Source organism: Serratia sp. CY38905 (assembly GCF_052168875.1).
Taxonomy (GTDB): Bacteria; Pseudomonadota; Gammaproteobacteria; order Enterobacterales; family Enterobacteriaceae; genus Serratia; species Serratia sarumanii.
The window spans coordinates 70,394-95,067 of record NZ_JBJNLV010000010.1; the positions used below are offsets into that span (position 1 = coordinate 70,394).

The following is a 24,674-nucleotide window of genomic DNA, read 5'->3' on the forward strand; positions in this document are numbered from 1 at the left end:
ACAGGTTCTTAGTTACAAACAACAAGCAAATAAGGAAAAGATAGAATGGCTAAGGGGCAATCTTTGCAAGATCCGTTCCTGAACGCATTGCGTCGTGAACGTGTTCCGGTTTCTATTTATTTGGTGAATGGTATTAAGCTGCAAGGCCAGATTGAGTCTTTTGACCAGTTTGTCATCCTGTTGAAGAACACGGTTAGCCAGATGGTGTACAAGCACGCTATCTCTACCGTTGTCCCGTCTCGCCCGGTCTCGCATCACAGCAACAACCCGAGCGGCGGTTCAAGCAACTATCACCATGGCAACAATCCGTCTGCGCAGCAACAGCCGCAGCAGGAAAGCGATGACGCTGAATAAAGCGCGTTGCAAGTCAACCATGACGGGGAGCATAAGCAGCCGCGGGCTGTTTATGTCCCCCAAACTCACGGTGAGTGTCCGTTTGAGAGGTTGCACGCTTGTTTGACCGTTATGAAGCCGGTGAGCAGGCCGTACTGGTTCATATCTATTTCTCGCAAGACAAAGATACGGAAGACCTCAACGAGTTCGAATCGTTGGTTTCCTCAGCCGGTGTCGAAGCTTTGCAAGTGGTGACCGGTAGCCGCAAAGCCCCGCATCCGAAGTACTTTGTCGGCGAAGGAAAGGCCGAAGAAATTGCAGATGCGGTGAAAGCCAGCGGCGCGTCTGTTGTCCTGTTTGATCATTCCCTTTCCCCGGCGCAGGAAAGAAACCTCGAGCGCCTGTGCGAATGCCGGGTGATCGATCGCACCGGGCTGATTTTAGACATCTTCGCCCAGCGTGCCCGCACCCATGAAGGTAAGCTGCAGGTGGAGCTGGCGCAGTTGCGTCACATCGCCACGCGTCTGGTACGCGGCTGGACGCACCTGGAGCGGCAAAAAGGGGGGATTGGCCTGCGCGGACCGGGGGAAACCCAGCTTGAGACCGACCGTCGCCTGTTGCGCGATCGCATCAGCTTGATTCTGCGCCGCCTGGAGCGGGTAGAAAAGCAGCGTGAACAAGGCCGACGCGCGCGGACCCGCGCCGATGTGCCGACCGTATCGCTGGTGGGCTACACCAACGCCGGCAAATCCACCCTGTTTAACCGAATAACGTCTGCCGAGGTGTATGCGGCGGACCAGCTATTTGCCACCCTGGATCCTACGTTGCGGCGCATTGACGTGCCGGACGTGGGGGATACCGTGTTGGCGGATACCGTAGGCTTTATCCGGCACCTGCCGCACGATCTGGTGGCCGCCTTCAAGGCGACGCTGCAGGAAACGCGCCAGGCATCTCTGCTGCTGCACGTCATCGATGCCGCAGATCCGCGCGTCGATGAGAACATCGAAGCGGTGAACACCGTGCTGGCGGAGATAGACTCGGATGAAATCCCTACACTGTTAGTGATGAACAAAATAGATATGCTGGACGATTTTGTGCCGCGTATCGACCGCAACGACGAAAACCTGCCGATCCGGGTGTGGCTGTCCGCCGCCAGCGGAGAGGGTATTCCGTTGCTGTATCAGGCGTTGACGGAGCGCTTATCGGGGGAGATCGCGCATTACGAATTGCGCTTACCGCCACGGGCAGGCCGTCTTCGCAGCCGTTTTTACCAGCTTCAGGCGATTGAAAAAGAGTGGAACGAGGAGGACGGCAGCATTGGCGTGGTGGTGCGAATGCCGATCGTCGAATGGCGTCGTCTCTGCAAGCAAGAACAGGACCTGATTGACTTTATCGTATGATCATATCCTGTTACATTTATGCTTCGCGAAAGCCTGAAGTACCCAATCACAGAATATGGAGCTAAAACATGGCGTGGAATCAGCCCGGTAATAACGGACAGGACCGCGACCCGTGGGGGAGCAGCAATAACAATGGCGGCAACTCTGGCGGTAACAACAAAGGCGGTCGTGATCAAGGGCCACCTGATTTGGACGATATCTTCCGCAAACTGAGCAAGAAATTGAGCGGTTTCGGCGGGGGCAAAGGCTCCAACAGCAATAGCGGCGGCACCGGCACCTCTGGTCCGGGCTTCAGCGGCCGCATTATCGGTATCGCGGCGGTGGCCGTGGTGGTGATTTGGGCCGCCAGCGGCTTCTACACCATCAAGGAAGCCGAGCGCGGCGTCGTGACGCGTTTCGGCAAGTTCAGCCACCTGGTGCAGCCGGGCCTGAACTGGAAGCCGACCTTCATCGACGACGTGCGTCCGGTGAACGTGGAGTCCGTGCGCGAGCTGGCGGCGTCCGGCGTGATGCTGACCTCCGATGAAAACGTGGTGCGCGTGGAAATGAACGTGCAGTACCGCGTGACCAACCCGGAAGCGTACCTGTTCAGCGTCGTCAATGCCGACGACAGCCTGAGCCAGGCGACCGACAGCGCCCTGCGCGGCGTGATCGGCAAATACTCGATGGACCGCATCCTGACCGAAGGCCGTACCGTGGTGCGTAACGATACGCAGCGCATGCTGGAAGAGACCATTCGTCCTTACAACATGGGCATCACGTTGCTGGACGTCAACTTCCAGGCGGCGCGTCCGCCGGAAGAGGTGAAGGCATCCTTCGACGATGCGATCGCCGCGCGTGAGAACGAGCAGCAATACATCCGTGAAGCGGAAGCTTACGCCAACGAAGTTCAGCCGCGTGCGAACGGCCAGGCGCAGCGTCTGCTGGAAGACTCCAAGGCTTATAAGGACCGTACCGTCCTGGAAGCCCAGGGTGAGGTGGCGCGCTTTGCCAAGCTGTTGCCGGAATACAAGTCCGCACCGCAGATCACCCGCGAGCGTCTGTATATCGAAACCATGGAAAAAGTGCTGGGCCATACCCGTAAGGTGTTGGTGAGCGACAAAGGCAACAACCTGATGGTGCTGCCGCTGGATCAGATGCTGCGCGGCCAAGGCGCGGCGCCGGAGAGCGGCAACAAGGATACCAGCCTGATTCGCCTCAATCCGAATCCTGCGCCGGCTGCCAACAGCAGCGCCCCGCGCACCAGCGGCGGTTCGATTATGGATCAGCGCCGGGCGAATGCGCAGCGTGACGACACCACTCGCGTAGGGAGAGAGTAATCAATGCGTAAGTCTTTTGTAGTTATTGTCCTCGCGGTGCTGGTGGTGCTGTACGCTTCGCTGTTCGTGGTGCAGGAAGGCCAGCGCGGCATCGTGCTGCGCTTCGGCAAGGTTCTGCGCGACGGCGAAAACAAGCCGCTGGTGTATGCGCCGGGTCTGCACCTCAAGATCCCGTTCATTGAGACCGTGAAGAACCTGGATGCGCGCATCCAGACCATGGACAACCAGGCCGATCGCTTCGTGACCAGCGAGAAGAAAGACCTGATCGTCGACTCCTATCTGAAGTGGCGCATCAGCGACTTCAGCCGTTACTACCTGGCGACCGGCGGCGGCGACGTCTCCCAGGCCGAAGTGCTGCTGAAACGCAAGTTCAGCGACCGTCTGCGTTCCGAAATCGGCCGCCTGGACGTGAAAGACATCGTGACCGACTCGCGCGGCAAGCTGATGTCCGACGTGCGTGACGCGCTGAACACCGGCACCGTGGGTGACGGCGAAGAAGTGGCGACCACCGAAGCCGATGACGCTATCGCCTCTGCGGCGGCGCGCGTTGAGCGGGAAACCACCGGCAAACAGCCGCAGGTTAACCCGAACAGCATGGCGGCGCTGGGCATCGAAGTGATCGACGTGCGTATCAAGCAGATCAACCTGCCGGCCGAAGTGTCCGACGCCATCTACCAGCGTATGCGCGCCGAGCGTGAAGCGGTAGCCCGTCGTCTGCGCTCGCAGGGCCAGGAAGAAGCCGAGAAGCTGCGCGCCAGCGCGGACTACGAGGTGACCCGCACCTTGGCTGAAGCCGAGCGTCAGGCGCGTATCACCCGCGGTGAAGGCGATGCCGAAGCGGCCAAGCTGTTCGCCAACGCGTTCAGCCAGGATCCGGACTTCTATGCCTTTATCCGCAGCCTGCGTGCCTATGAAGCCAGCTTCAAGGACAACCAGGACGTGCTGGTACTTAGCCCGGACAGCGATTTCTTCCGCTACATGAAGTCGCCTGATAGCCTGCGCAAGTAAGCGCGGCAGGCAATCTGATCGAGGGCCCGTTTTCGCGGGCCCTTTCTCGTTTTTGGGGGATGTATGAACTCAACGATTTGGCTGGCGCTCGGGCTGGTTCTGGTGTTGGAAGGATTAGGGCCGATGCTGTTTCCGCAGGCCTGGCGCAAAATGATTGTGGCGATGTCGCAGTTGCCGGACGCGACGCTGCGGCGATTTGGCGGTGGAATAGTGGTTGCGGGCTGCGTGATCTACTACATGTTGAGCGGCCGCACGGGTCTTTAAAGTCTAGCCCAAAATTTATGCAATCGTATGCTAAAAGTGCTGAAAATCGAAAATTACGGTGGTAGAATCCATTTTTAAGCAATCGGTGATTTTGAAAAATGGGTAAGAACGTCGTCGTACTGGGCACCCAATGGGGTGACGAAGGTAAAGGCAAGGTTGTAGACCTGCTGACTGAACGGGCTCAATATGTTGTGCGCTACCAAGGTGGCCATAACGCTGGCCACACTCTGGTAATCAACGGTGAAAAAACCGTTCTTCATTTAATTCCTTCAGGTATTCTGCGTGAAAACGTCACCAGCATCATCGGCAACGGTGTTGTTCTGGCGCCGGACGCATTGATGAAAGAAATGGGTGAACTCGAAGCGCGTGGCATCCCGGTACGCGAACGTCTGTTACTCTCTGAAGCTTGCCCGTTGATCCTGCCTTACCACGTTGCGTTGGATAACGCGCGTGAGAAAGCGCGCGGCGCAAAAGCGATCGGCACCACCGGTCGCGGTATCGGCCCGGCTTACGAAGATAAAGTCGCTCGTCGCGGCCTGCGCGTTAGCGACCTGTTCAACAAAGAAACCTTCGCCGTTAAGCTCAAAGAGATCGTCGATTACCACAACTTCCAGCTGGTCAACTACTACAAAGTTGAAGCCGTCGATTATCAGGCGACGCTGGACTACGTGCTGTCTATCGCCGACATCCTGACCGCCATGGTGGTTGACGTTTCCGAACTGCTGGACGGCGCGCGCAAGCGTGGCGACCTGATCATGTTCGAAGGCGCTCAGGGCACCCTGCTGGATATCGACCACGGTACTTACCCGTACGTTACCTCTTCCAACACCACCGCCGGCGGCGTGGCTACCGGTTCCGGCATCGGCCCGCGTTATGTGGACTACGTGCTGGGCATCGTGAAAGCCTACTCCACTCGCGTGGGTGCAGGCCCGTTCCCAACCGAACTGTTCGATGAAACCGGCGAGTACCTGTGCAAGCAGGGTAACGAGTTCGGCGCCACCACCGGCCGTCGTCGTCGTACCGGCTGGCTGGACGCGGTAGCGGTGCGTCGTGCCGTGCAGATCAACTCCCTGTCCGGCTTCTGCCTGACCAAGCTGGACGTCCTGGACGGCCTGAAAGAAGTGAAGATCTGCGTGGGCTACCGCATGCCGGACGGCCGTGAAGTGGATACCACTCCGCTGGCGGCTGAAGGCTGGGAAGGCATCGAGCCTATCTACGAAACCATGCCAGGCTGGAGTGAAACCACCTTTGGCGTGAAAGAGCACAGCAAGCTGCCTCAGGCTGCGCTGAACTACATCAAGCGCATCGAAGAAGTGACCGGCGTACCGGTAGATATCATCTCTACCGGCCCGGATCGCAGCGAAACCATGATCCTGCGCGACCCGTTCGACGCATAATCAGGCTTTGCGGCATTAAACAAACCGGGCGCGTCCCGGTTTGTTTTTATCCTGACTCCCTCCGATTGCGGTTTCACGTCAAAAAATCCTTTCATAAACCCGCCTTAGGGCGCGGGATTCGCTAAATAATTAGCGACGAACTCTCCGGCTGGTTTATTATCCAATGAGTAATCTTTTGAATAGCGCCGAAAAGCGGCGTATCAGACGGGTAAAACGATACCCAGAGGTAAGATGTGCAGTTAACAAGTTTTACTGATTATGGCCTGCGGGCGTTGATCTACATGGCCTCGTTGCCGCAGGACAAGATGACCAGCATCTCGGAAGTGACCGAGGTTTACGGCGTGTCTCGCAACCATATGGTGAAGATCATCAATCAGTTGAGCCGGGTAGGTTTTGTCACGGCGGTGCGCGGCAAGCATGGCGGCATTCGCTTGGGCAAACCGGCCGAGAGCATTCGCCTCGGCGACGTGGTGCGGGCGCTGGAGCCGCTCGCGCTGGTTAACTGCAGCAGTGATTTTTGCCACATCACCCCTGCCTGCCGATTGAAGCAGGTGCTCCACCAGGGCGTACAGAATTTCCTTGAAGAGCTGGATAAGCATACGTTGGCCGACATGGTCGAAGACAATCCGCCGCTCTACAAGCTATTGCTTGTCGAATAAAACGACGTTGAGAAGACAAGGCTCAACGTCATCCTGCTGATGACAACGGAGGAACCGCAATGTCACAAGATCCATTCCTGGAACGAGAAGCAGAAAAATACGAATCCCCTATCCCCAGTCGTGAATATATCCTGGCCCATTTGGCGAAAAGAGAAACGCCGGCCAGCCGCGAAGAACTGGGCAACGAACTGGGCCTCAGCGGTGAAGAGCAGCTGGAAGCGCTGCGTCGCCGCCTGCGCGCCATGGAGCGCGATGGCCAGTTAGTGTTTACCCGCCGCCAGTGCTACGCGCTGCCGGAACGTCTGGATCTGCTGCGCGGCACGGTGATCGGCCACCGCGACGGCTACGGCTTCCTGCGCGTTGAAGGCAGCAAAGACGATCTGTACCTGTCTGCCGAACAGATGAAAATGGCGATACACGGTGACGTGGTGCTGGCGCAGGCGCTGGGCGCGGATCGCAAAGGGCGCCGCGAAGCGCGCATCGTGCGCGTGCTGGTGCCGAAAACCAGCCAGATTGTCGGCCGCTTCTTCATGGACGCCGGTACCGGCTTCGTGGTGCCGGACGACAGCCGTCTGAGCTTCGATATTCTGATCCCGGCGGACAGCGTCAGCGGCGCGCGCATGGGCTTTATGGTGGTGGTGGAGCTGACTCAGCGCCCGACCCGCCGCACCAAGGCGGTCGGCAAGATCGTCGAGATCCTCGGCGACAAGATGGGCACCAGCATGGCGGTGGACATCGCGCTGCGCACCCATGAGATCCCGCATACCTGGCCGCCGCAGGTGGAAAAACAGGTGGCCGATCTCAGCGAGCAGGTGCCGGAAGCGGCCAAGAAGGGCCGCGTCGATCTGCGCAAGCTGCCGTTGGTGACCATCGACGGTGAAGACGCACGCGACTTCGATGACGCCGTGTACTGTGAGAAGAAACGCGGCGGCGGCTGGCGCCTGTGGGTGGCGATCGCCGACGTCAGTTACTACGTGCGCCCGCGCACCGCGCTGGACGACGAAGCGCGCAGCCGCGGCAACTCGGTGTACTTCCCGTCGCAGGTGATCCCGATGCTGCCGGAAGTGCTGTCCAACGGGCTGTGCTCCCTGAACCCGCAGGTCGATCGCCTGTGCATGGTGTGCGAGATGACCATCTCCGCCCAGGGGCGCCTGTCCACGGCCAAGTTTTACGAGGCGGTGATGAGCTCGCACGCTCGCCTGACCTACAACAAGGTGTGGCACATTCTGCAGGGCGATCAGGAGCTGCGCGAGCACTACCATCCGCTGGTCAAGCACCTGGAAGAGCTGCACGTGATGTACAAGGTGCTGGATAAGGCGCGCGCCGAGCGCGGCGGCATCGCGTTTGAAACCGAAGAAGCCAAGTTCATTTTCAACGCCGAGCGTCGCATCGAGCGCGTGGAGCCGACGGTGCGCAACGACGCCCACAAGCTGATCGAAGAGTGCATGATCATGGCCAACGTGGCGGCCGCGCGCTTCGTCGAGAAACGCAACGAGCCGGCGCTGTACCGCGTGCACGATCGTCCGAGCGACGACCACATCTCCGCGCTGCGCAGCGTGCTGAGCGAGCTGGGGCTGACGCTGGGCGGCGGCAACAAGCCGCAGCCGAAGGACTATGCGGTGCTGATGGATGAAGTGTCCGAGCGCCCTGACCACGAAATGCTGCAAACCATGTTGCTGCGCTCGATGAAGCAGGCGATTTACGATCCGGAAAACCGCGGCCACTTCGGCCTGGCGCTGGCGTCTTACGGCCACTTCACCTCGCCAATCCGTCGCTATCCGGATCTGGCGCTGCACCGCGCGATCAAATATCAGCTGGCCAAAGAACACGGCGAGCCGAAAGAGCGCTGGACGCCGACCGGCGGCTGGCACAGTGAATTCGAAGAGATGCTGCAGCTGGGCGAACACTGCTCGATGACCGAACGCCGCGCGGACGAAGCGACGCGTAACGTCGCCGACTGGCTGAAGTGCGACTTCATGCAGGATCACGTCGGTGAAGTGTTCAGCGGCATCATCTCCAGCGTGACCGGCTTCGGTTTCTTCGTGCGCCTGAACGATCTGTTCATCGACGGGCTGGTGCACGTATCAACGCTGGATAATGATTACTATCGCTACGATAATATCGGCCAGCGCCTGATCGGCGAATCTTCCGGCACCGTCTATCGCCTGGGGGATACGGTGGAGATCCGCGTGGACGCGGTGCATATGGACGAGCGCAAGATTGACTTCGCGCTGGTGTCCAGCACCCGCAAAGCGCGCGGTGAAGGTAAAACCGAGCGCGATCGCGCCAAGAAGGGCGGCCAGCGTACGCTGCGCGACAACGGCAACGCGGGGCGCGGCAAGCGCCGCGGCGGCAAACCGCCGGCCAACTTCGAGCCGGACAGCGCCTTCCGCAAGCAGGATGACGCCAAGCCCGCGGACAACGTGAAGAAGGCGAAAAAGAAAGCCAAGAAAGCGTCCGACAAAACGCGGAAAATCGCGGCGGCGACCAAAGCCAAACGCGCAGCCAAGAAGAAAGGTGCCGAGCAGGCTTAACCTGCCGCACATCGTTATCATCGGCCGGTTATCGCCGGCCGCACGAATTTAAAAGAGCATCATGAGCGAAATTATTTACGGCATCCACGCCGTCAAAGCCCTGTTAGAGCGCGATCCGCAACGCTTCCTGGAAGTGTTTATCCTGAAAGGCCGCGAAGATCGCCGCCTGCAACCGCTGATCGCCGAGCTGGAAGCGACCGGCATCGTGATCCAGGTGGCGAACCGCCAATGGCTGGATGACAAGGTTGAAGGCGCGGTGCACCAAGGGATCATCGCCCGGGTGCGCGAGGGGCGTCAGTATCAGGAGAACGATCTGCCGGGCCTGCTGGAAAGCGTGGAGACACCGTTCCTGCTGGTGCTGGACGGCGTGACCGACCCGCACAACCTCGGCGCCTGCCTGCGCAGCGCCGACGCTGCCGGCGTGCACGCGGTGATCGTGCCGCGCGACCGTTCCGCCCAGCTGAACGCCACCGCCAAGAAAGTGGCCTGCGGCGCCGCCGAAAACGTGCCGCTGATCCGCGTGACCAACCTGGCGCGCACGCTGCGTCTGCTGCAGGAAATGAACGTTTGGGTGGTGGGCACCGCCGGCGAAGCCGACCATACGCTGTATCAGAGCAAAATGACCGGCCCGATGGCGCTGGTGATGGGCGCGGAAGGCGAAGGCATGCGCCGTCTGACCCGCGAACACTGCGACGAACTGATCAGCATCCCGATGGCCGGCACCGTCTCTTCGCTGAACGTGTCGGTCGCCACCGGCATCTGCCTGTTCGAAGCGGTGCGCCAGCGCGGCTGATTCTTCTGACGGGGGCTTAGTGCTCCCGTTAATTCCCCCTCTTGTGATCCCGCCTGCGGCAGAAATCTCTGCGCCGACCATACTTACTCCTGACGCTTTTCTCAGGGAGCACTCTCATGGTCTGGACTACGCACACCGTTTTTAACCAACCCAAGCCGCTGGGCAACAGCAACCTGTTTCTCTCCGATACGCCGCTGCGCGAAGCGTTGCAGCGCGAGCAGGGCGGCTGGGATGCCGAGGTATTGGCCTCGCTGGGCCAGCAGCTCGGCACCCAGGAGTCGCTGGAGCTGGGGCGCCTGGCCAATGCCAATCCGCCGGAGCTGCTGCGCTACGACGCCACCGGCCAGCGGCTGGACGACGTTCGCTTTCACCCCGCCTGGCATATCCTGATGCAGGGGCTGATCGCCAACCGGGTGCACAACCTGCCCTGGCAGGAGGATGCGCGCATCGGTTCCTTCGTGGCGCGCGCCGCGCGCTTTATGCTGCATGCGCAGGTCGAGGCCGGCACGCTGTGCCCGGTGACCATGACCTTCGGCGCTACGCCGCTGTTGCTGCAGGCGTTACCGGCCGAGTTTCGCTCCTGGCTGACGCCGCTGCTGTCGGATCGTTATGACGCTCACCTGCTGCCTGGCGGGCAAAAGCGCGGCCTGCTGATCGGCATGGGCATGACGGAGAAACAGGGCGGCTCCGATGTGCTGAGCAATACCACCACCGCCGCGCCGCTCGGCGCGCGCGGGCCGGGTGAAGCCTACCGGCTGGTGGGGCACAAGTGGTTCTTCTCGGTGCCGCAGAGCGATGCGCACCTGGTGTTGGCGCAGGCCGAAGGCGGGTTGTCCTGCTTCTTCCTGCCGCGCATTTTGCCGGACGGCAGCCGCAACGCCATTCGCCTGGAGCGGTTGAAAGACAAGCTGGGCAACCGTTCCAACGCCAGCAGCGAAGTGGAATTTCAGGACGCCACCGCCTGGCTGCTGGGGGAGGAGGGCGACGGCGTGCGGCATATCCTGAAGATGGGCGGCCTGACCCGTTTCGACTGCTCGCTCGGCAGCCACGGTCTGATGCGCCGCGGGTTGTCGGTGGCGCTGTATCATGCGCTGCAGCGGCAGGCGTTCGGCAAGCTCTTGATCGAACAGCCGCTGATGCGTCAGGTTCTGGCGCGCATGGCGCTGCGGCTGGAAGGGCATACCGCGTTGCTGTTCCGGCTGGCCCGCGCCTGGGAGAGCCGCAGCAATGAGGGCGAACTGATCTACAGCCGCCTGCTGACCCCGGCGGCCAAATACAGCATCTGCCGCCAGGGCATGCCGTTCATCGCCGAGGCGATGGAGGTGCTGGGCGGCATCGGCTACTGCGAAGAGAGCGAGCTGCCGCGCCTGTATCGCGAGATGCCGGTCAACAGCATCTGGGAAGGTTCCGGCAACATCATGTGTCTGGACGTGTTGCGCAGCCTGCACAAACTGCCGGGCGCGCTCGAGATGCTGCAGTTCGAACTGCAGCCGGTGCGCGGCCAGAATCGGTTGTTCGATCATGCCTGGCGGCAGTGGCAGCAGCGCGCCCGGCAACCGAGTGAGGAGATGGGGCGGCTGCTGACCCAGCAGCTGTTCGATCTGTGCTGCGCCGCGCAGCTGCTGCAGCACGCCAGCCCGCAGGTAGCCGACGCCTGGTGCCATCTGACGCTGGATCACCGCGGCGAGAGCCTGCTGTCGGCCGAGGTGTGCGAACTGCTGCTGAACCGCGCCATCGGCGGTTAGGGAAAAGGGTGGCGCACGGCGGCGAAAACCTTTTTAATTCAGTCTCACTCTGACAGGAAAATGCACATGGATATTCTCAGCGCGTTGGCGGCGTTCGCCTCTTACTTCTTCAGCGGTTTCGCCATGGTTTTGGTGTTTCTGTTCGTCTATACCCGCATCACCCCGCACGACGAATGGGCGTTGATCAAGGCCGATAACCAATCCGCCGCCTTTGCTTTCATCGGCGCTTGCCTGGGGTATGTGATCCCGTTGGCCAGCGCGGCGATCAACTCGATCAGCCTGCTGGATTACCTGCTGTGGGGCGTGGTGGCGCTGGTGGTGCAACTGCTGTTGTTCGCGGCCGTGAAGATCTACATGCCGCGCATCAGCGACAAGATCGAAGCGAACCACCTGGCCGCCGGGATTTTCCTGGGGGGCGTCTCCGTCAGCGGCGGCGTGTTGAATGCGGCTTGCATGAGCTACTAAAGGTATAAGATGGCCGAGGCGCGCCAGCCAAGCGGGTGCGCCTGTTCTTCCATCCGCAGGATGCGGTAATAGCTGGCGCCGTGCTGGCCGGCGGTGCGGGCGATGGCCTGCTCCGCCTCCTGCGGTGAACCGGGCAGATCGTTAAAGGTGATCTCGGCGATTTCACTGAGCGGCGTCACGCGATCGGCGGGCGCCAGTTCGGCGGACTGTGCGCCGGTGCTGAGCAGCCCTACTGAAAGCAGGAGGGAGGTGAGTGCGGTGGAGCGTTTCATGGCGTTCCCCTTCGTCAGATCCTGAATCGCACCCGCAACATGCGGCATGCTGTCCGCCAGTGTGCAACACCCTACTTCAGCCTGTGCAAAGCCAGTGTAAATCTGCTTAAAAAATCCCCGCCTTACCGATACAGGATCGCCTGGGAATACCATTGGCCCGGCACGACGGTTTCGCTGTTCATGATGATCACGTAATACCGGGCGCCGGCGGCGGTGGCCTTGCGCTGGATCTCCGCTTCCACGTCCATCGGGCTGCCGCGCACTACGGCGGTGACGGTACCTATCTTCACCAGCTCGGCGGTCTGCGCGCGGACGATCTCCTGCGCCTGTGCGGTGGGCGGCGGCGGCGGTTTCGGCGTGGTGGTCATGATGCCGCAGGCGGAAAGCTGTGCGGCCAGCGTCAGGATGATGAGTGTACGGACAAGCGTCATGATGACCTCGGAAGAGCCGGTAGATGGCTTCAGTGTAACGCAATATAAGCTGGAACAGATTGAGCTAACGCTGGCCGGCGCAAGTTTGTCATGATGAGTGCCAACAGGTGCGTTGAGGATGAACGGATGATCGAAATTCATGACGAGCGGGCGCGCGATATCGCGGTGATCCATGCGGTGCCGGCGGGGCAGTATCATCGGCCGTTGCCGACGGTGTTCTTCTGTCACGGCTATACCTCGTCGAAAGAGGTGTACGCCTACTTCGCCTATGCGCTGGCGCGCGTCGGTTTTCGGGTGGTATTGCCGGATGCCGATCGGCACGGCGAGCGGTTCGACGGCGATGAGGCGCGGCGTCTGGCCACGTTTTGGGAGATCCTGCGCAGCAATATCGACGAGCTGCCGCAGATCAAGGCGCACTTCGAGCGGCTCGGCCTGATTGCCGACGGGCGTATCGGCGTCGCCGGCGCCTCTATGGGGGGCATGACCGCGCTTGGCGCCTTCGCGCGCTTCCCGTGGGTCCGGGCGGCCGCCAGCCTGATGGGTTCCGGCTATTACCGTTCGCTGGCGCAAACGCTGTATCCGCCGTTGGGCGCAGAGGGCGAGGCGCTCTCGCCGGCGGCGTTTGCGGCGCGCACCGCCGTGCTGGCGGAATATGAGCTGGAGGGGCGTTTGGAGACGATCGCCGGGCGGCCGCTGCTGCTGTGGCACGGCGAGACGGACGACGTGGTGCCGGCGGCGGACAGCCTGCGTTTGGCGGCTGAACTGCGCCGGCAAGGTGCGGACAGCCGTCTGACGTCGCTCGTCGAACCGGGGGTGAAGCACCGCATCACGCCGCTAGCGCTGTCCGCCACGGCCGACTTCTTCCGCCGCGAGCTGTAATGCTCCGCCGGGTGCGATGCAGGGAATTGCAGCGCTCTGTGCCTGCTGTTTCGGCCATCATTTGGCCGAATAAAGGGGAGAATGCCAGCGTGAATTCTTTCAGGGCAGCAAGGAGCAAAGGGCATGATAAAAAACATCGGCAGTGCGGCCGGTTTAATGGGAACGATGAAAGCACGCGCTGAGCTTAACTCAGCGGCCTTCAGCGAGATGTTGGGGGCCGCCGACGGCAAGGCGCGGCAAAACAAGGCGAATCCGCTGTCGCGCATCACCGCGCAGACGATGCAAAACGTGACGGCGCTGTTCGCCTCCGCGGCGAAAGCGGCGCCCACTCACCCCGCGGCAGCCGGTGCGCTCTCGTTCGAACAGCGGGCGACGCTGGCGGAAAGCGCAGAGCTGCTGCAAACGCGAACGAACTATCTGCGGACGGCGCTGCAATTGCACAATCCGGGCAAGGCGTTCAGCATGCCGGCGCTGCTCAAGCTGTGATGAGGAAAGCGGAGCGCCCAACGGGCGGCGCTCCGGTGCGGACTGAACGGGCTTTCTGATGAAGCCCTGGGGATTTCCCTGGCGTGGCTTGTCTCTTAGCGATACAGCTCGGCGCTGACGTGCATCGTGCTGTTGTCGCCCGGTTCGTGCAGGGCGATGATGCGATAAGAGGTCGCGCCGCGTTGATCGGCGATTTTACTGACCTGGCTGCTGGCGTCATCCGGCGAAACCACGTTCTGGTTCAGGGTGACGAAGCCGACGCTCTGGCGTTGATCGGCCTGGTGCGACGTGATCTCCGTGGCGGCCATTACGTTGGCGGAGAACAGGGCGGCCAGCGCCGTTGCGAGAATGATGCGTTTCATAGTGCCTCTCTTACTTTTTGCCGTTACGGCCTGACAGCGAGTGTCGCTGCGGCAAAAAGTCATTTATCTGCATTGAATAACCTGGAATCTTTTTCGTCGCGCTGTCTGCGGCGGATATGGTTAATTTTAGTCCGTTGCGGCGGATTAAAAAGCGGGGTCTTTTGATGGCCTCTTTCAAAAAAAGTGAAATAGATTTGTGACTCAGCGCTGATTTCATTGAAAGATTTTTGAAACCGATGGATCGGCGTACATAGGTTCTCCCACGAGCAAATCGTGCTATTTCCCATAACGCCTCGCATTAACGCGAATAAAACCCACGCAGTCCTTGAGTTTCCCGCCCTGCGTCAGTATGATTACGCGTCATTTTTCAGCCGCACACTAAACACGTTCCTTGCTTCCATGGGCCGCGGTTGACCCTGACAGGAGGCTGAATAATCCGTAAGGAGCAATTCGATGCGTCATTACGAAATCGTTTTTATGGTCCATCCTGACCAAAGCGAACAGGTTCCGGGCATGATCGAGCGTTACAGTGCTACCATCACTAACGCGCAAGGTCAGATTCACCGTCTGGAAGACTGGGGCCGCCGTCAGCTGGCTTATCCGATCAACAAACTGCACAAGGCTCACTACGTTCTGCTGAACGTTGAAGCGCCGCAGGAAGCGATCGATGAGCTGGAAACTAACTTCCGCTTCAACGACGCCGTTATCCGCAGCATGGTTATGCGCGTTAAGCACGCGGTAACTGAAGCATCTCCGATGGTTAAAGCGAAAGACGAACGTCGTGGCGATCGCCGCGAAGACTTCGCTAACGAAACCGCAGATGATGCAGATGCTGGGGATTCTGAAGAGTAATTGCCGCCGTGACGGCTAATCGTCTGGTTTTGTCGGGCACTGTGTGCAAGGCGCCGGTTCGAAAAGTGAGTCCTTCCGGGATACCGCACTGCCAATTTGTGCTAGAGCACCGTTCGCAGCAGATGGAAGCCGGATTCAGCAGACAAGCATGGTGCCGAATGCCCGTGGTTGTCAGCGGACAACAGTCACAAGCACTAACTCAAAGATTAACGGTCGGCAGTCAGATTACCGTGCAAGGCTTTGTAAGCTGCCATCAAGGGCGCAACGGGCTGAGCAAATTGGTTCTGCATGCCGAGCAGATTGAATTGATAGATTCTGGAGACTAGCCAAATGGCACGTTATTTCCGTCGTCGCAAGTTCTGCCGTTTCACCGCGGAAGGCGTTCAAGAGATTGACTATAAAGACATCGCTACGCTGAAAAACTACATCACCGAAAGTGGTAAAATTGTACCGAGCCGTATCACCGGTACTCGTGCAAAATATCAGCGCCAGCTGGCCCGTGCTATCAAGCGCGCGCGCTACCTGTCTTTGTTGCCGTACACTGATCGTCATCAGTAATCGGCCACTGTCCATTAACGACTTTGAGAGGATAAGGTAATGCAAGTTATTCTGCTTGATAAAGTAGCAAACCTGGGCAGCCTGGGTGATCAAGTTAACGTTAAAGCGGGCTACGCTCGTAACTTCCTGGTACCACAGGGCAAAGCTGTTCCTGCTACCAAGAAAAACGTTGAGTTCTTCGAAGCACGCCGTGCTGAACTGGAAGCCAAACTGGCTGACGTTCTGGCTGCTGCTGAAGCTCGCGCAACCAAGATCAACGAACTGGGTTCAGTCACCATCGCTTCCAAATCTGGCGACGAAGGTAAACTGTTCGGCTCTATCGGCACCCGCGACATCGCTGACGCAGTGACTGCGGCAGGTGTTGAAGTTGCCAAGAGCGAAGTTCGTCTGCCGAACGGCGTTCTGCGTACCACTGGCGAGCACGAAGTGCACTTCCAGGTACACAGCGACGTGTTCGCACAGCTGAATGTAGTTGTGGTTGCAGAAGCGTAATTTACGCTGCTGTTAACCCGGTTAAAACGCCAGCCTCGCGCTGGCGTTTTGCTTTTCTGCGCCCGGCAAAACGCGCTACGCTTGAAGACGGGATAAAAAGGAGAGCGTGCGATGGCAAAGATTACGCTACAGCGGGTTTACGATTTCAGCGCGCCGGCGCCGGAACACTGTTATCTGATAGACAGGCTATGGCCGCGCGGCATCAGCAAGGAGCGGCTGACGGGCGTGCAGTGGCTGAAACAGGTGGCGCCGGATGATGAGCTGCGCAAGTGGTTCCATCAGCATACCGACCAGTGGGCGGTCTTCGAGGCGCGTTACCGCCAACAGCTGGCGGCCAACGACGCCTGGCAGCCGCTGGTGGCGCTGTTACGGCAGGGGCAAGCGCTGACGCTGCTGTATGGCAGCAAAGATACCGAGCACAACCAGGGCGTGGTGCTGCGCGAGTTTTTGCTGGCGCAGCTGTAGGGATTAGCGTTCCCGGCGGTAGCTGCCGTCGGCCTGGCGGCGGAACAGCGCTTGGCTGTTGTCCACCGTGGTCACCGACAGCGCGTTAATCATGCCGTTGGCACCGCGTTCGATGCGCACTTCCTGGCCGGCTTTCATGTTGCTCAGCGGCTTGTCGCCGCCTTCCACCTGCGCCATGGCGAACACTTCATTCACCGGCAGATTGTTGTCGCGAAACAGCTGCGCCAGGGTCTGGCCGGGCTGAATTTGGTAACGCTGCCAGTTGCCCGCCGGCGTCGGTTCGTTGGCTGGAGTGGCGCCGCCGCCGCTTTGCCGCTCGGCCTGCAGCGGCACGCTGGTTTCCTGCTGGGATACCGGGAACGGCTGTCTTTCGGACGAGTAGGGCCACAGCAGGGCCAGCAGCAGGATAGCGCCGAAAATCAGCACCCAGCGGCGGTGAAAGTAGGGCAGCGGCTCCATCCAATGGAAACCGTCCGGCAGATGCCAGACTTTGGCCAGCAGCGCTTTGACCAGCTGCATTTTGTCGTTGGCCGGCGGTGGCTCCGATGGCGGTTCCGCGCCTTCAGACGTGGGTGCGGCGCCCGGTTTCAGGCGCTGGCTGACGTTCAGCCAGGTGCGCAGCAGCGGCTGGTAGATGCGGGTGGTTTTCCTTCTCCTGGGCGCGATTCTGCCCATGGTGACCTCTCTTCGACGGCGAAATAATGAGCGCGGCGCGGCAAGCGCGTCGCCTGCCCGATATCCTGCTTTCAGTATAGTCCGCTAACTGATTGAAGTGAAAGGCGGCTGAGCGGCAGGGCCGGGGTTTGCGGCTGCGGGCGTTAACAGAAGGTTATTGTTTCTTTTTCTACGACAAAAGTCATCATTCTCCACACAAGATTTTACCCGGCATTGACGCGCTGTTATGCTGCGCTTTCGACTTTTTACAGACTTAAGGAAAACCCCATGACAACCCCTTCTTTTGACAGCGTTGAAGCGCAAGCAAGTTACGGGATTGGTTTACAGGTCGGCCAGCAGCTGCAAGAGTCCGGGCTGGAAGGTTTGCAACCGGAAGCTTTGCTGGCGGGCCTGCGTGACGCGCTGGAAGGGAATGCCCCGGCGGTTCCGGTAGACGTGGTGCACCGTGCGCTGCGTGAAATCCACGAGCGTGCGGACGCGGTGCGCCGCGAGCGCCAGCAGGCGATGGCCGTTGAAGGCCAGAAATTCCTGGACGACAACGCCAAGCGCGACGACGTGACGCTGACCGAGTCCGGCCTGCAGTTCTCCGTGCTGGAGCAGGGCAACGGCCCGATCCCGTCCCGTCAGGACCGCGTGCGCGTGCACTACACCGGTCGTCTGATCAACGGCGACGTGTTCGACAGCTCGGTCGAGCGCGGCCAGCCGGCAGAATTCCCGGTCAGCGGCGTGATCCCAGGCTGGATCGAAGCGCTGACCCTGATGCCGGTCGGCTCCAAATGGCAGCTGTATATCCCGCATAACCTGGCCTACGGCGAGCGTGGCGCAGGCGCGTCCATCCCGCCGTTCAGCGCGCTGGTGTTCGACGTCGAGCTGCTGGAAATCCTGTAATCCCACCGAGGATTGCTCCGGGCGCCTTCGTGGCGCCCTTATTTTATGCGCCGCGCAGCGCGCGCGGGAACAGCAGATTGTTTTCCAGGCTGATGTGCTCCATCAGATCGCCGATAAATTCATCGATGCCGGTGTACAGCGCTCGCCAGGTGGTGCAGGCGCCCTCCGGCGGCGTCACGTTATCGGTGAGGAACTTCACCACTTCCAGCTGCTCACCCGCCTCGTCATGTTCATGCTCCATCACCGAAATCGGTCCGGCGGCCTGCGGCCCCATGCCCTGTTTGATCAGCGGGAACAGGATCTGCTCCTCTTTCATCATGTGATTCTCCAGATCCAGGCGGATCAGGTTCAGCTGCTTCGCCAACCCGCGCGGGCAGCTGGGTTTGTCGCCGTGCACGCGTTCGACTTTTTCCGCCATCAGCACCAGTTCTGCCAATTGCTCGCGGTGCCGCTGATGAAAGCGCGGCAGAATGTAATCGATCACCTCACCGAGCGGCGCTGTGCGCCAGTCCCGGCTTTGTTCCGGCGTGGCGGCGAGTGCGGCCAGCGCGTTCTCCAACTGGTCGATGTCCAGCCCTTTACGCTCGGCGGCGCGCGCCAGCGACTGCCGGCCGCCGCAGCAGAAATCCAGCTGATGCTGGCGAAACAGCCGGGATGCTCGGGGAATGGCGATGGCGAGCGCGCCAAGGGATTGGTTGCGGTAATCCATGGTAGTGCCTCTTTAAACGAAGGAATCTAATAACATGCATTTTAAATGCAATTTAAAGGGCGCGCCAGTGGGAAAATAGCGAAGATGGCCGGGGGGATTGCCCCGGCCGGGTGATTATTTCGCGCTTAAATCGATGCGATAGACCGTGAAGCCGATACGGTCATTGCCCTCGGCGGTCATCGGATATTGAGCGTGCTCCTTGATAAACGCCGTCGCTTTGTCCGACGGCGAAGTCTCGAAGCGGATATCCAGCGGCTGTTGGCTGCTGAAGGTCGCCAAACGCCAGTTGTTGTCCGCCTGCGGATGCACCGCGCCGTGCCGTTGGGTTTCGGCGCTGATGTAGGCCGCCAGCACCGAACGGTTCTCATCCGGCGAAGCGAAGGCGATGTGTTTGTCGCCGGTGCCGGCAAACTTGCCGCCGTAGGCGCGGTAGTTGTTGGTGGCGACCAGGAAGGTGGCGTTCGGATCGATCGGCTTGCCGTTGAAGGTCAGCTGCTTGATGCGCTCCGCCTTGTCGTTGATCAGCTGGCATTCGCCGTCGTAGCGTGCCGGCTGGCTGACGTCGATCTGGTAGTTGACGCCGTCGATCACGTCGAAGTTATAGGTGCGGAAGCCGTCCCAGTTGATCAAGCCCTGCGGCTTGGCGCTGTTGACGTCGATCTGGTTGAACTGGCCGGCGGAGCACTCCAGCCACTCTTTCACCTCTTTGCCGCTGGCCTTCACTACTACCAGGGTATTGGGGTAGAGATAGAGATCGGCGGCGTTGCGGAAGGTGAGCTGGCCCTTTTCCACTTCGACGAAGCTGGCCGGATCGTTCTTGCGGCCGCCGACCTTGAACGGCGCCGCCGCCGACAGCACCGGCAGATCGGCCAGATCCGGATCGCCCTGAATGTAATGTTCAACGTAGGCCTTCTGCGCATTGTTGACGATCTGCACCGTCGGATCGTCCTGCACCAGCGCCAGGTAGCTGTACATGTTGCCGTCGGATTTGCCGATCGGCTGGCTGACGAACTCGCGCGTGCCCTTGTGATCGTCCGCCAACACTTTCACCAGCGCGGTATCTTCCGCCGCCAGCGATTTCTTGTTCTCTTTGTCGTAGATCGGCCGCGCTTCCGCTTTGGCGGCGGTCACTTTCCAGCTGCCGCCATCGTTGTTGAGCTGCAGGTCGACCACGCCGAGATGATCGCCCCATTGGCCCGGCATCACCGCCGGTACGCCGTTCAGCAGGCCTTTATCGATATCCGCGCCTTTGATGTTGGCGAAGTCCTTGCTCGGGAACACCGCATGGGCGTGGCCGAACATGATGGCGTCGATGCCCGGTACCTGGCTGAGGTAGTAGACCGAGTTTTCCGCCATTGCCTTGTAAGGCTCGCTGGACAGCCCGGAATGCGGGATCGCCACCACCAGATCGGCGCCCTGTTTACGCATTTCCGGCACGTAGCGCTTGGCGGTGGCGGTGATGTCGTCCACCGTCACTTTGCCCTGCAGGTTAGCTTTATCCCACACCAGGATCTGCGGCGGCACGAAGCCGATGTAGCCGATGCGCAGCGTATGCGCCTTGCCGTCGCGGTCCTTCACCGGCGTATCGACGATGATGTAGGGCGTGAACAGCGGTTTTTGCGTTTTGGCGTCGATGACGTTGGCGTTGATGTACGGGAATTTGGCGCCGGCGATGGCGTTCTTCAGGTAGTCCAGCCCGTAGTTGAATTCATGGTTGCCGATGTTGCCGACCACGTAGTCCAGCGTGTTCATCGCCTTATAGACCGGGTGCACGTCGCCCGGCTTCAACCCCTTGGCCGCCATGTAGTCGCCGAGCGGGCTGCCCTGAATGATGTCGCCATTGTCCACCAACACCGCGTTGGTGGCCTGTTGGCGCGCCTGCTGGATCAGGCTGGCGGTGCGCACCAGGCCGAACTTGTCGGTCGGCGTGTCCTTGTAGTAATCGAAGTCCATCATGTTGCTGTGCAGATCGGTGGTTTCCAGCACGCGCAGATCGACGGTCGCCGCCTGCGCCGAGGCGCACACCAGCAGCGCAAGCGCGGACAGCGTCAGTGGATGCTTCATCATTTGGGGGCTCTCCATTCCATTATTCGAGTGTTATCGCAGAGGGAAATGTAATTAACATTGCTTGCCACAGTAAACTGTGAAGTGTGGCAGAAAACGGCGGCAGGTAACGCGGGGAAGTTCACAGTTGTGCCCAACAAGATCTGAGGAATTCCCGGGGGTTAGCCGGTTGAGATGGATATTCGGCGTAAAAAAAACTAGTCTGCTAGCAGAGACAGAGGGAAATTTCCCACGGAGATGCAGAGTTGAGGTGCATGATGTTAGAGCGAATTTGCCAACTGTCCCGCGAGGCGGGGGCGGCGATCATGGCGGTGTACGACGGTGAACAACCGCTTGATGTCGCACAGAAAAAAGATGATTCACCGGTGACGGCGGCCGATCTGGCGGCGCATCACATCATCAAGCGCGGCCTGGCGGCGCTGACGCCGGAGGTGCCGCTGCTGTCGGAAGAAGATCCGCCGGCGTGGGAAGAGCGCCGCAGCTGGACGCGTTACTGGCTGGTCGATCCGCTGGACGGCACCAAAGAGTTCTTGCACCGCAACGGTGAGTTCACGGTCAATATCGCCCTGATTGAAGAGGGGCAGGCGGTGATGGGCGTGGTGTACGCGCCGGCGATAGACGTATTGTATCTGGCGGAGCGCGGCAAGGCCTGGAAAGAAGAGAAGGGCGTGCGGCAGGCGATCGGCGTCAGCAACGCGCATCCGCCGCTGGTGGTGGTGAGCCGCTCGCATATCGACGACGAGCTGAAAGATTATCTGCAGCAACTGGGCGAGCACCAGACCGTGTCCGTCGGTTCCTCGCTGAAGTTTTGCCTGGTGGCGGAAGGCAAGGCACAGCTCTATCCGCGCTTCGGGCCGACCAACATTTGGGATACCGCCGCAGGGCATGCGGTGGCGGTGGCCGCCGGGGCGCAAATTCACGATTGGCAGGGCAAGCCGTTGCTCTATACCCCGCGTGAATCCTTCCTCAACCCCGGCTTCCGGGTGTCGCTGTTCTGAGTTAGTTCGCCAACAGCTGGTGCAGCTTGGACATCACCTGCTGCACCTCTTCCGGCGTCAGCGCGCCGTCTTTGGCAAACTGAATGCGCCCTTGCTTATCCAGCACCACGATGGCGGAGCCTTTCGGCTGCAGATCCCAGGCCTTGCGCACGTTACCGTCGCTGTCGACGATAAACTGCGACCACGGGAACTCCTTCTTGCTGTCTTCAATGCTGCTGCGCACGAACATCGCGGTGCCCATCAGGGCATCGTCGGTGTTGACGATTGTCGTCGTTTGGTAACGATCGTGTGGTAGCTTCGCCTTCTTGATCGCTTCAATCAGTGGGTCGTTCATGTCTTTGGCGGAGCTGCGGCCGGCAATATGTTGTATCACTCGCACTTTTCCACTGAGCTGCGCGCTGTTCCAGTTCTGGTAGCTAAAATTACCTTCAGCGTAATTGAGCTCTCCTTTGTCGCTGACGCCGACCGGCGCCACGCGCTGCTGGAGCTGGAAGTTGTGCGCGGAAGCGAAAAGCGGGGCGAGCAGCAGGGATACCATCAGCATGCGACTTGTTTTCATGCTTTCTCCTTGTAATGGGGGGAATTTGTGCGACAGCACTTCGACAGCCTAAAGCATAGGATGTGATAAGAGGTCTGTCCTGTTAACCGGATCGCAGATTTTCCCTTGGTTCGCTAATCATCAGATTTTGAAGGGATATCCTGAAAACGTTATAAATTATCATATACAATTCTGTCAAAAAGTGTAAATCCAGTGCAGATCACCGGGCAGAAGTGAACGATCTGGTCTTTACTGGGTCTACTACATGCAATCAAGTTGCGTTCTGAATTTCGAGGCTGCCACCTTTGGCGGCTCGCTGAGCGCATGGATCAACGGGAGGAGCGTAAAAGAATGAGAATCTTCCAGCGTTATAACCCTTTGAAAGTGGCGAAGTACGTTAAGACCCTGTTTCGCGGAAGGCTGTATATCAAGGACGTGGGCGCATTTGAATTCGACGAGGGGAAAATCCTGCCGCCGAAGATTCGCGACAAGCGCCATTTCAGCGTGATGTCTGAAGTGAACCGTCAGGTGCTGCTGCTGCAGGCCGAGATGGGGTGAACACCTCGCTGACAGCGGTAAAAAAATGCGGCCCCGATGGGGCCGCTGATGTTTTTGTCTTATCGCCGTCAAGCTACGGGGTGTCTTCCGGCGCTTTCGGCAGCACCGCCGCCGGTTTGTCGCTCAGCCGGGTGACCAGCAGCTGGTCTATCTTGTAGCTGTCGATATCCACCACTTCGAACTTGTAGCCGGCGTATTTGACGAAGTCGGTGCGTTTCGGGATCTTGCGCAGCATATACATCATAAAGCCGCCGATGGTCTCGTAGTTGCCCGCCTGCGGGAACTCGTCGATATCCAGCACGCGCATCACGTCGTCGATCGGCGTGCCGCCCTCAATCAGCCATGAGCTTTCGTCGCGCGCCACGATCTGCTCTTCCTGGCCCTGGCCGACCAGATCGCCCATCAGCGTGGTCATCACGTCATTGAGGGTGATGATGCCCACCACCAACGCATATTCATTGAGGATCACCGCGAAGTCTTCGCCGGCGGTCTTGAAGCTTTCCAGCGCTTCGGACAGCGTCAGCGTATCCGGCACGATCAGCGCCGAGCGGATCTGCACGCCGCTGCTCAGCACCAGGCTCTGGTTGCCCAGCACGCGGTTCAGCAGGTCTTTGGAGTCGACGTAGCCGACCACCTGATCGATATGGCCGTCGCACACCAGGAACTTGGAGTGCGGATGGGTCGAGACCTTCTCCTTGATGCTCTCTTCGCTTTCGCGCAGGTCGAAGTACACCACGCTTTCGCGCGAGGTCATCGAAGACGGCACGGTGCGCGATTCCAGTTCGAACACGTTTTCAATCAGCTCATGTTCCTGCTTGCGCAGCACGCCCGCCAGGGCGCCGGCTTCCACCACCGCGTAGATGTCGTCGGAGGTGATGTCGTCCTTGCGCACCATCGGCAGCTTGAACATACGGAAGATCAGGTTGGCCATGCCGTTGAAGAACCACACCAGCGGGCGGAAGATCATGATGGAGAAACGCATCGGGTTGATGATCCGGACGGCGACCGTCTCTGGTGCAATCATACCGATGCGCTTCGGGGTCAAATCGGCGAACAGGATAAACAGGCTGGTCACCAGCACGAAGGAGCAGATGAAGCTGACCTGTTCCGCCAGTTCGGGCGACAGGAAACGATCGAACAACACCTTGAAGGTGGGAGAGAAAGCCGCGTCGCCGACGATACCGCCGAGGATGGCCACGGCGTTCAGGCCGATCTGCACCACGGTGAAGAAGATGCCTGGGGTTTCTTGCAGTTTAAGCACTCTGGCGGCGTTGACGTTGCCTTCGTCCGCCATCAGCTTCAGTTTGATCTTGCGCGAGGCGGCCAGAGAGATTTCCGACAGTGAGAAGAACGCACTCACCGCGATCAGAAAAAGAATCAGTAAAATACTGTTTAACATAATCTATCCATACGTGCCGACGGGATGCCGGCGCTCTTGAGGAAGGGTAGTACATAGTAAAAAAAGCAGCGATAACAACCAGAAGGGAAGCTATCGGGCCGCAGAAGCGGCCCGCACAGTATAGCAGTTGC

At 59.8% G+C, this 24,674-nt stretch carries 30 protein-coding genes; 21 read left to right on the plus strand and 9 right to left on the minus strand.

Features of this window, described 5'->3' with window-relative positions:
- Positions 1–45: 45 nt before the first annotated feature.
- The 11 genes from hfq to ACJ8MK_RS19210 all read left to right on the plus strand — a co-directional run bounded on the left by hfq (position 46) and on the right by ACJ8MK_RS19210 (position 11,917).
- The gene (gene hfq, locus ACJ8MK_RS19160; RefSeq protein WP_004933678.1) at positions 46–354 is read left to right on the plus strand and encodes an RNA chaperone Hfq; all 309 of its coding nucleotides are present in this window, start codon (positions 46–48) and stop codon (positions 352–354) included.
- Positions 355–452: 98 nt separating this feature from the next.
- Positions 453–1,733: a ribosome rescue GTPase HflX gene (gene hflX / locus ACJ8MK_RS19165; protein ID WP_004933675.1), complete on the plus strand. Its 1,281-nt coding sequence runs from the start codon at positions 453–455 to the stop codon at positions 1,731–1,733.
- 68 nt (positions 1,734–1,801) lie between these two features.
- A complete protein-coding gene (gene hflK, locus ACJ8MK_RS19170) occupies positions 1,802–3,052 on the plus strand; it encodes an FtsH protease activity modulator HflK (protein ID WP_033636782.1) in 1,251 nt (416 codons plus the stop codon).
- Positions 3,053–3,055: 3 nt separating this feature from the next.
- Positions 3,056–4,060 (plus strand): protease modulator HflC, encoded by a 1,005-nt coding sequence (gene hflC / locus ACJ8MK_RS19175; RefSeq protein WP_033648702.1) that lies wholly within the window; start codon positions 3,056–3,058, stop codon positions 4,058–4,060.
- Between the two features lie 63 nt (positions 4,061–4,123).
- Entirely contained in the window at positions 4,124–4,324 is a 201-nt protein-coding gene (locus ACJ8MK_RS19180; RefSeq protein ID WP_004933666.1) for a DUF2065 domain-containing protein, read from the plus strand.
- A 98-nt stretch (positions 4,325–4,422) separates the two neighbouring features.
- The gene (locus ACJ8MK_RS19185) at positions 4,423–5,721 is read left to right on the plus strand and encodes an adenylosuccinate synthase (protein WP_033648701.1); all 1,299 of its coding nucleotides are present in this window, start codon (positions 4,423–4,425) and stop codon (positions 5,719–5,721) included.
- Between the two features lie 233 nt (positions 5,722–5,954).
- On the plus strand, positions 5,955–6,380 hold the full coding sequence (gene nsrR / locus ACJ8MK_RS19190) for a nitric oxide-sensing transcriptional repressor NsrR (protein WP_033636784.1): 426 nt from the start codon (positions 5,955–5,957) through the stop codon (positions 6,378–6,380).
- A gap of 59 nt (positions 6,381–6,439) precedes the next feature.
- Complete coding sequence (gene rnr / locus ACJ8MK_RS19195) at positions 6,440–8,914, plus strand: ribonuclease R (protein WP_060422749.1); 2,475 nt, start codon at positions 6,440–6,442, stop codon at positions 8,912–8,914.
- A gap of 61 nt (positions 8,915–8,975) precedes the next feature.
- Entirely contained in the window at positions 8,976–9,707 is a 732-nt protein-coding gene (rlmB, locus tag ACJ8MK_RS19200; protein ID WP_004933653.1) for a 23S rRNA (guanosine(2251)-2'-O)-methyltransferase RlmB, read from the plus strand.
- A gap of 116 nt (positions 9,708–9,823) precedes the next feature.
- Positions 9,824–11,452 carry an isovaleryl-CoA dehydrogenase gene (locus ACJ8MK_RS19205; protein WP_033654894.1) on the plus strand — a complete coding sequence of 543 codons (1,629 nt, stop codon included), beginning with the start codon at positions 9,824–9,826 and terminating at the stop codon, positions 11,450–11,452.
- Between the two features lie 66 nt (positions 11,453–11,518).
- Positions 11,519–11,917, plus strand: coding sequence for a DUF350 domain-containing protein (locus tag ACJ8MK_RS19210; RefSeq protein WP_033636787.1), 399 nt, complete (start codon positions 11,519–11,521; stop codon positions 11,915–11,917).
- Here the strand turns inward: ACJ8MK_RS19210 and ACJ8MK_RS19215 are convergent.
- On the minus strand, positions 11,914–12,189 hold the full coding sequence (locus tag ACJ8MK_RS19215; RefSeq protein WP_033638652.1) for a DUF1471 domain-containing protein: 276 nt from the start codon (positions 12,187–12,189) through the stop codon (positions 11,914–11,916). The two genes, ACJ8MK_RS19210 and ACJ8MK_RS19215, sit on opposite strands and share 4 nt — an antisense overlap.
- A 122-nt stretch (positions 12,190–12,311) precedes the next feature.
- The gene (gene bsmA / locus ACJ8MK_RS19220) at positions 12,312–12,620 is read right to left on the minus strand and encodes a biofilm peroxide resistance protein BsmA (protein WP_033648696.1); all 309 of its coding nucleotides are present in this window, start codon (positions 12,618–12,620) and stop codon (positions 12,312–12,314) included.
- 126 nt (positions 12,621–12,746) lie between these two features.
- Here bsmA and yjfP point away from each other — a divergent pair, with 126 nt between their 5' ends.
- Both yjfP and ACJ8MK_RS19230 read left to right on the plus strand, forming a co-directional pair.
- On the plus strand, positions 12,747–13,499 hold the full coding sequence (yjfP, locus tag ACJ8MK_RS19225) for an esterase (RefSeq protein ID WP_442517979.1): 753 nt from the start codon (positions 12,747–12,749) through the stop codon (positions 13,497–13,499).
- 123 nt (positions 13,500–13,622) lie between these two features.
- Positions 13,623–13,985 (plus strand): hypothetical protein, encoded by a 363-nt coding sequence (locus ACJ8MK_RS19230; protein ID WP_126191948.1) that lies wholly within the window; start codon positions 13,623–13,625, stop codon positions 13,983–13,985.
- A 95-nt stretch (positions 13,986–14,080) separates the two neighbouring features.
- Here the strand turns inward: ACJ8MK_RS19230 and ACJ8MK_RS19235 are convergent, their stop codons facing one another.
- Together ACJ8MK_RS19235 and ACJ8MK_RS19240 are read right to left on the minus strand one after the other, a co-directional pair.
- A complete protein-coding gene (locus tag ACJ8MK_RS19235; protein WP_033636793.1) occupies positions 14,081–14,347 on the minus strand; it encodes a DUF1471 domain-containing protein in 267 nt (88 codons plus the stop codon).
- A 10-nt stretch (positions 14,348–14,357) separates the two neighbouring features.
- A complete protein-coding gene (locus ACJ8MK_RS19240; protein WP_125863085.1) occupies positions 14,358–14,564 on the minus strand; it encodes a hypothetical protein in 207 nt (68 codons plus the stop codon).
- A gap of 236 nt (positions 14,565–14,800) precedes the next feature.
- Between ACJ8MK_RS19240 and rpsF the strand changes: the two genes are divergently transcribed.
- The 5 genes from rpsF to ACJ8MK_RS19265 all read left to right on the plus strand — a co-directional run bounded on the left by rpsF (position 14,801) and on the right by ACJ8MK_RS19265 (position 16,714).
- Positions 14,801–15,199: a 30S ribosomal protein S6 gene (rpsF, locus tag ACJ8MK_RS19245; protein WP_004933634.1), complete on the plus strand. Its 399-nt coding sequence runs from the start codon at positions 14,801–14,803 to the stop codon at positions 15,197–15,199.
- Between the two features lie 8 nt (positions 15,200–15,207).
- Positions 15,208–15,525 (plus strand): primosomal replication protein N, encoded by a 318-nt coding sequence (priB, locus tag ACJ8MK_RS19250; protein ID WP_049233092.1) that lies wholly within the window; start codon positions 15,208–15,210, stop codon positions 15,523–15,525.
- A gap of 4 nt (positions 15,526–15,529) precedes the next feature.
- Positions 15,530–15,757, plus strand: coding sequence for a 30S ribosomal protein S18 (rpsR, locus tag ACJ8MK_RS19255; RefSeq protein WP_000135199.1), 228 nt, complete (start codon positions 15,530–15,532; stop codon positions 15,755–15,757).
- 39 nt (positions 15,758–15,796) lie between these two features.
- Positions 15,797–16,249, plus strand: a complete 453-nt coding sequence (rplI, locus tag ACJ8MK_RS19260) for a 50S ribosomal protein L9 (RefSeq protein ID WP_004933629.1) — start codon at positions 15,797–15,799, stop codon at positions 16,247–16,249.
- 111 nt (positions 16,250–16,360) lie between these two features.
- Positions 16,361–16,714 carry a DUF488 domain-containing protein gene (locus tag ACJ8MK_RS19265; RefSeq protein WP_049195403.1) on the plus strand — a complete coding sequence of 118 codons (354 nt, stop codon included), beginning with the start codon at positions 16,361–16,363 and terminating at the stop codon, positions 16,712–16,714.
- A gap of 3 nt (positions 16,715–16,717) precedes the next feature.
- Here the strand turns inward: ACJ8MK_RS19265 and ACJ8MK_RS19270 are convergent, their stop codons facing one another.
- Entirely contained in the window at positions 16,718–17,389 is a 672-nt protein-coding gene (locus ACJ8MK_RS19270; RefSeq protein WP_442517980.1) for an OapA family protein, read from the minus strand.
- Positions 17,390–17,656: 267 nt separating this feature from the next.
- Here ACJ8MK_RS19270 and fklB point away from each other — a divergent pair, with 267 nt between their 5' ends.
- Entirely contained in the window at positions 17,657–18,277 is a 621-nt protein-coding gene (fklB, locus tag ACJ8MK_RS19275) for an FKBP-type peptidyl-prolyl cis-trans isomerase (RefSeq protein ID WP_004933618.1), read from the plus strand.
- Positions 18,278–18,320: 43 nt separating this feature from the next.
- On the opposite strand, the gene ytfE is transcribed toward fklB, so the two are convergent.
- Together ytfE and ACJ8MK_RS19285 are read right to left on the minus strand one after the other, a co-directional pair.
- Positions 18,321–18,986: an iron-sulfur cluster repair protein YtfE gene (gene ytfE / locus ACJ8MK_RS19280; protein WP_033648691.1), complete on the minus strand. Its 666-nt coding sequence runs from the start codon at positions 18,984–18,986 to the stop codon at positions 18,321–18,323.
- A gap of 114 nt (positions 18,987–19,100) precedes the next feature.
- Positions 19,101–21,053, minus strand: coding sequence for a bifunctional 2',3'-cyclic-nucleotide 2'-phosphodiesterase/3'-nucleotidase (locus ACJ8MK_RS19285; protein WP_060426716.1), 1,953 nt, complete (start codon positions 21,051–21,053; stop codon positions 19,101–19,103).
- Positions 21,054–21,307: 254 nt separating this feature from the next.
- Between ACJ8MK_RS19285 and cysQ the strand changes: the two genes are divergently transcribed.
- Positions 21,308–22,048, plus strand: coding sequence for a 3'(2'),5'-bisphosphate nucleotidase CysQ (gene cysQ / locus ACJ8MK_RS19290; RefSeq protein WP_033638653.1), 741 nt, complete (start codon positions 21,308–21,310; stop codon positions 22,046–22,048).
- A 1-nt stretch (position 22,049) separates the two neighbouring features.
- Here the strand turns inward: cysQ and ACJ8MK_RS19295 are convergent, their stop codons facing one another.
- Entirely contained in the window at positions 22,050–22,607 is a 558-nt protein-coding gene (locus ACJ8MK_RS19295; protein WP_033636799.1) for a YtfJ family protein, read from the minus strand.
- Between the two features lie 330 nt (positions 22,608–22,937).
- Here ACJ8MK_RS19295 and ACJ8MK_RS19300 point away from each other — a divergent pair, with 330 nt between their 5' ends.
- A complete protein-coding gene (locus tag ACJ8MK_RS19300; protein WP_033636801.1) occupies positions 22,938–23,144 on the plus strand; it encodes a DUF1107 domain-containing protein in 207 nt (68 codons plus the stop codon).
- A 73-nt stretch (positions 23,145–23,217) separates the two neighbouring features.
- Here the strand turns inward: ACJ8MK_RS19300 and ACJ8MK_RS19305 are convergent, their stop codons facing one another.
- A complete protein-coding gene (locus ACJ8MK_RS19305) occupies positions 23,218–24,543 on the minus strand; it encodes a hemolysin family protein (protein WP_033636802.1) in 1,326 nt (441 codons plus the stop codon).
- Between the last annotated feature and the right edge of the window lie 131 nt (positions 24,544–24,674).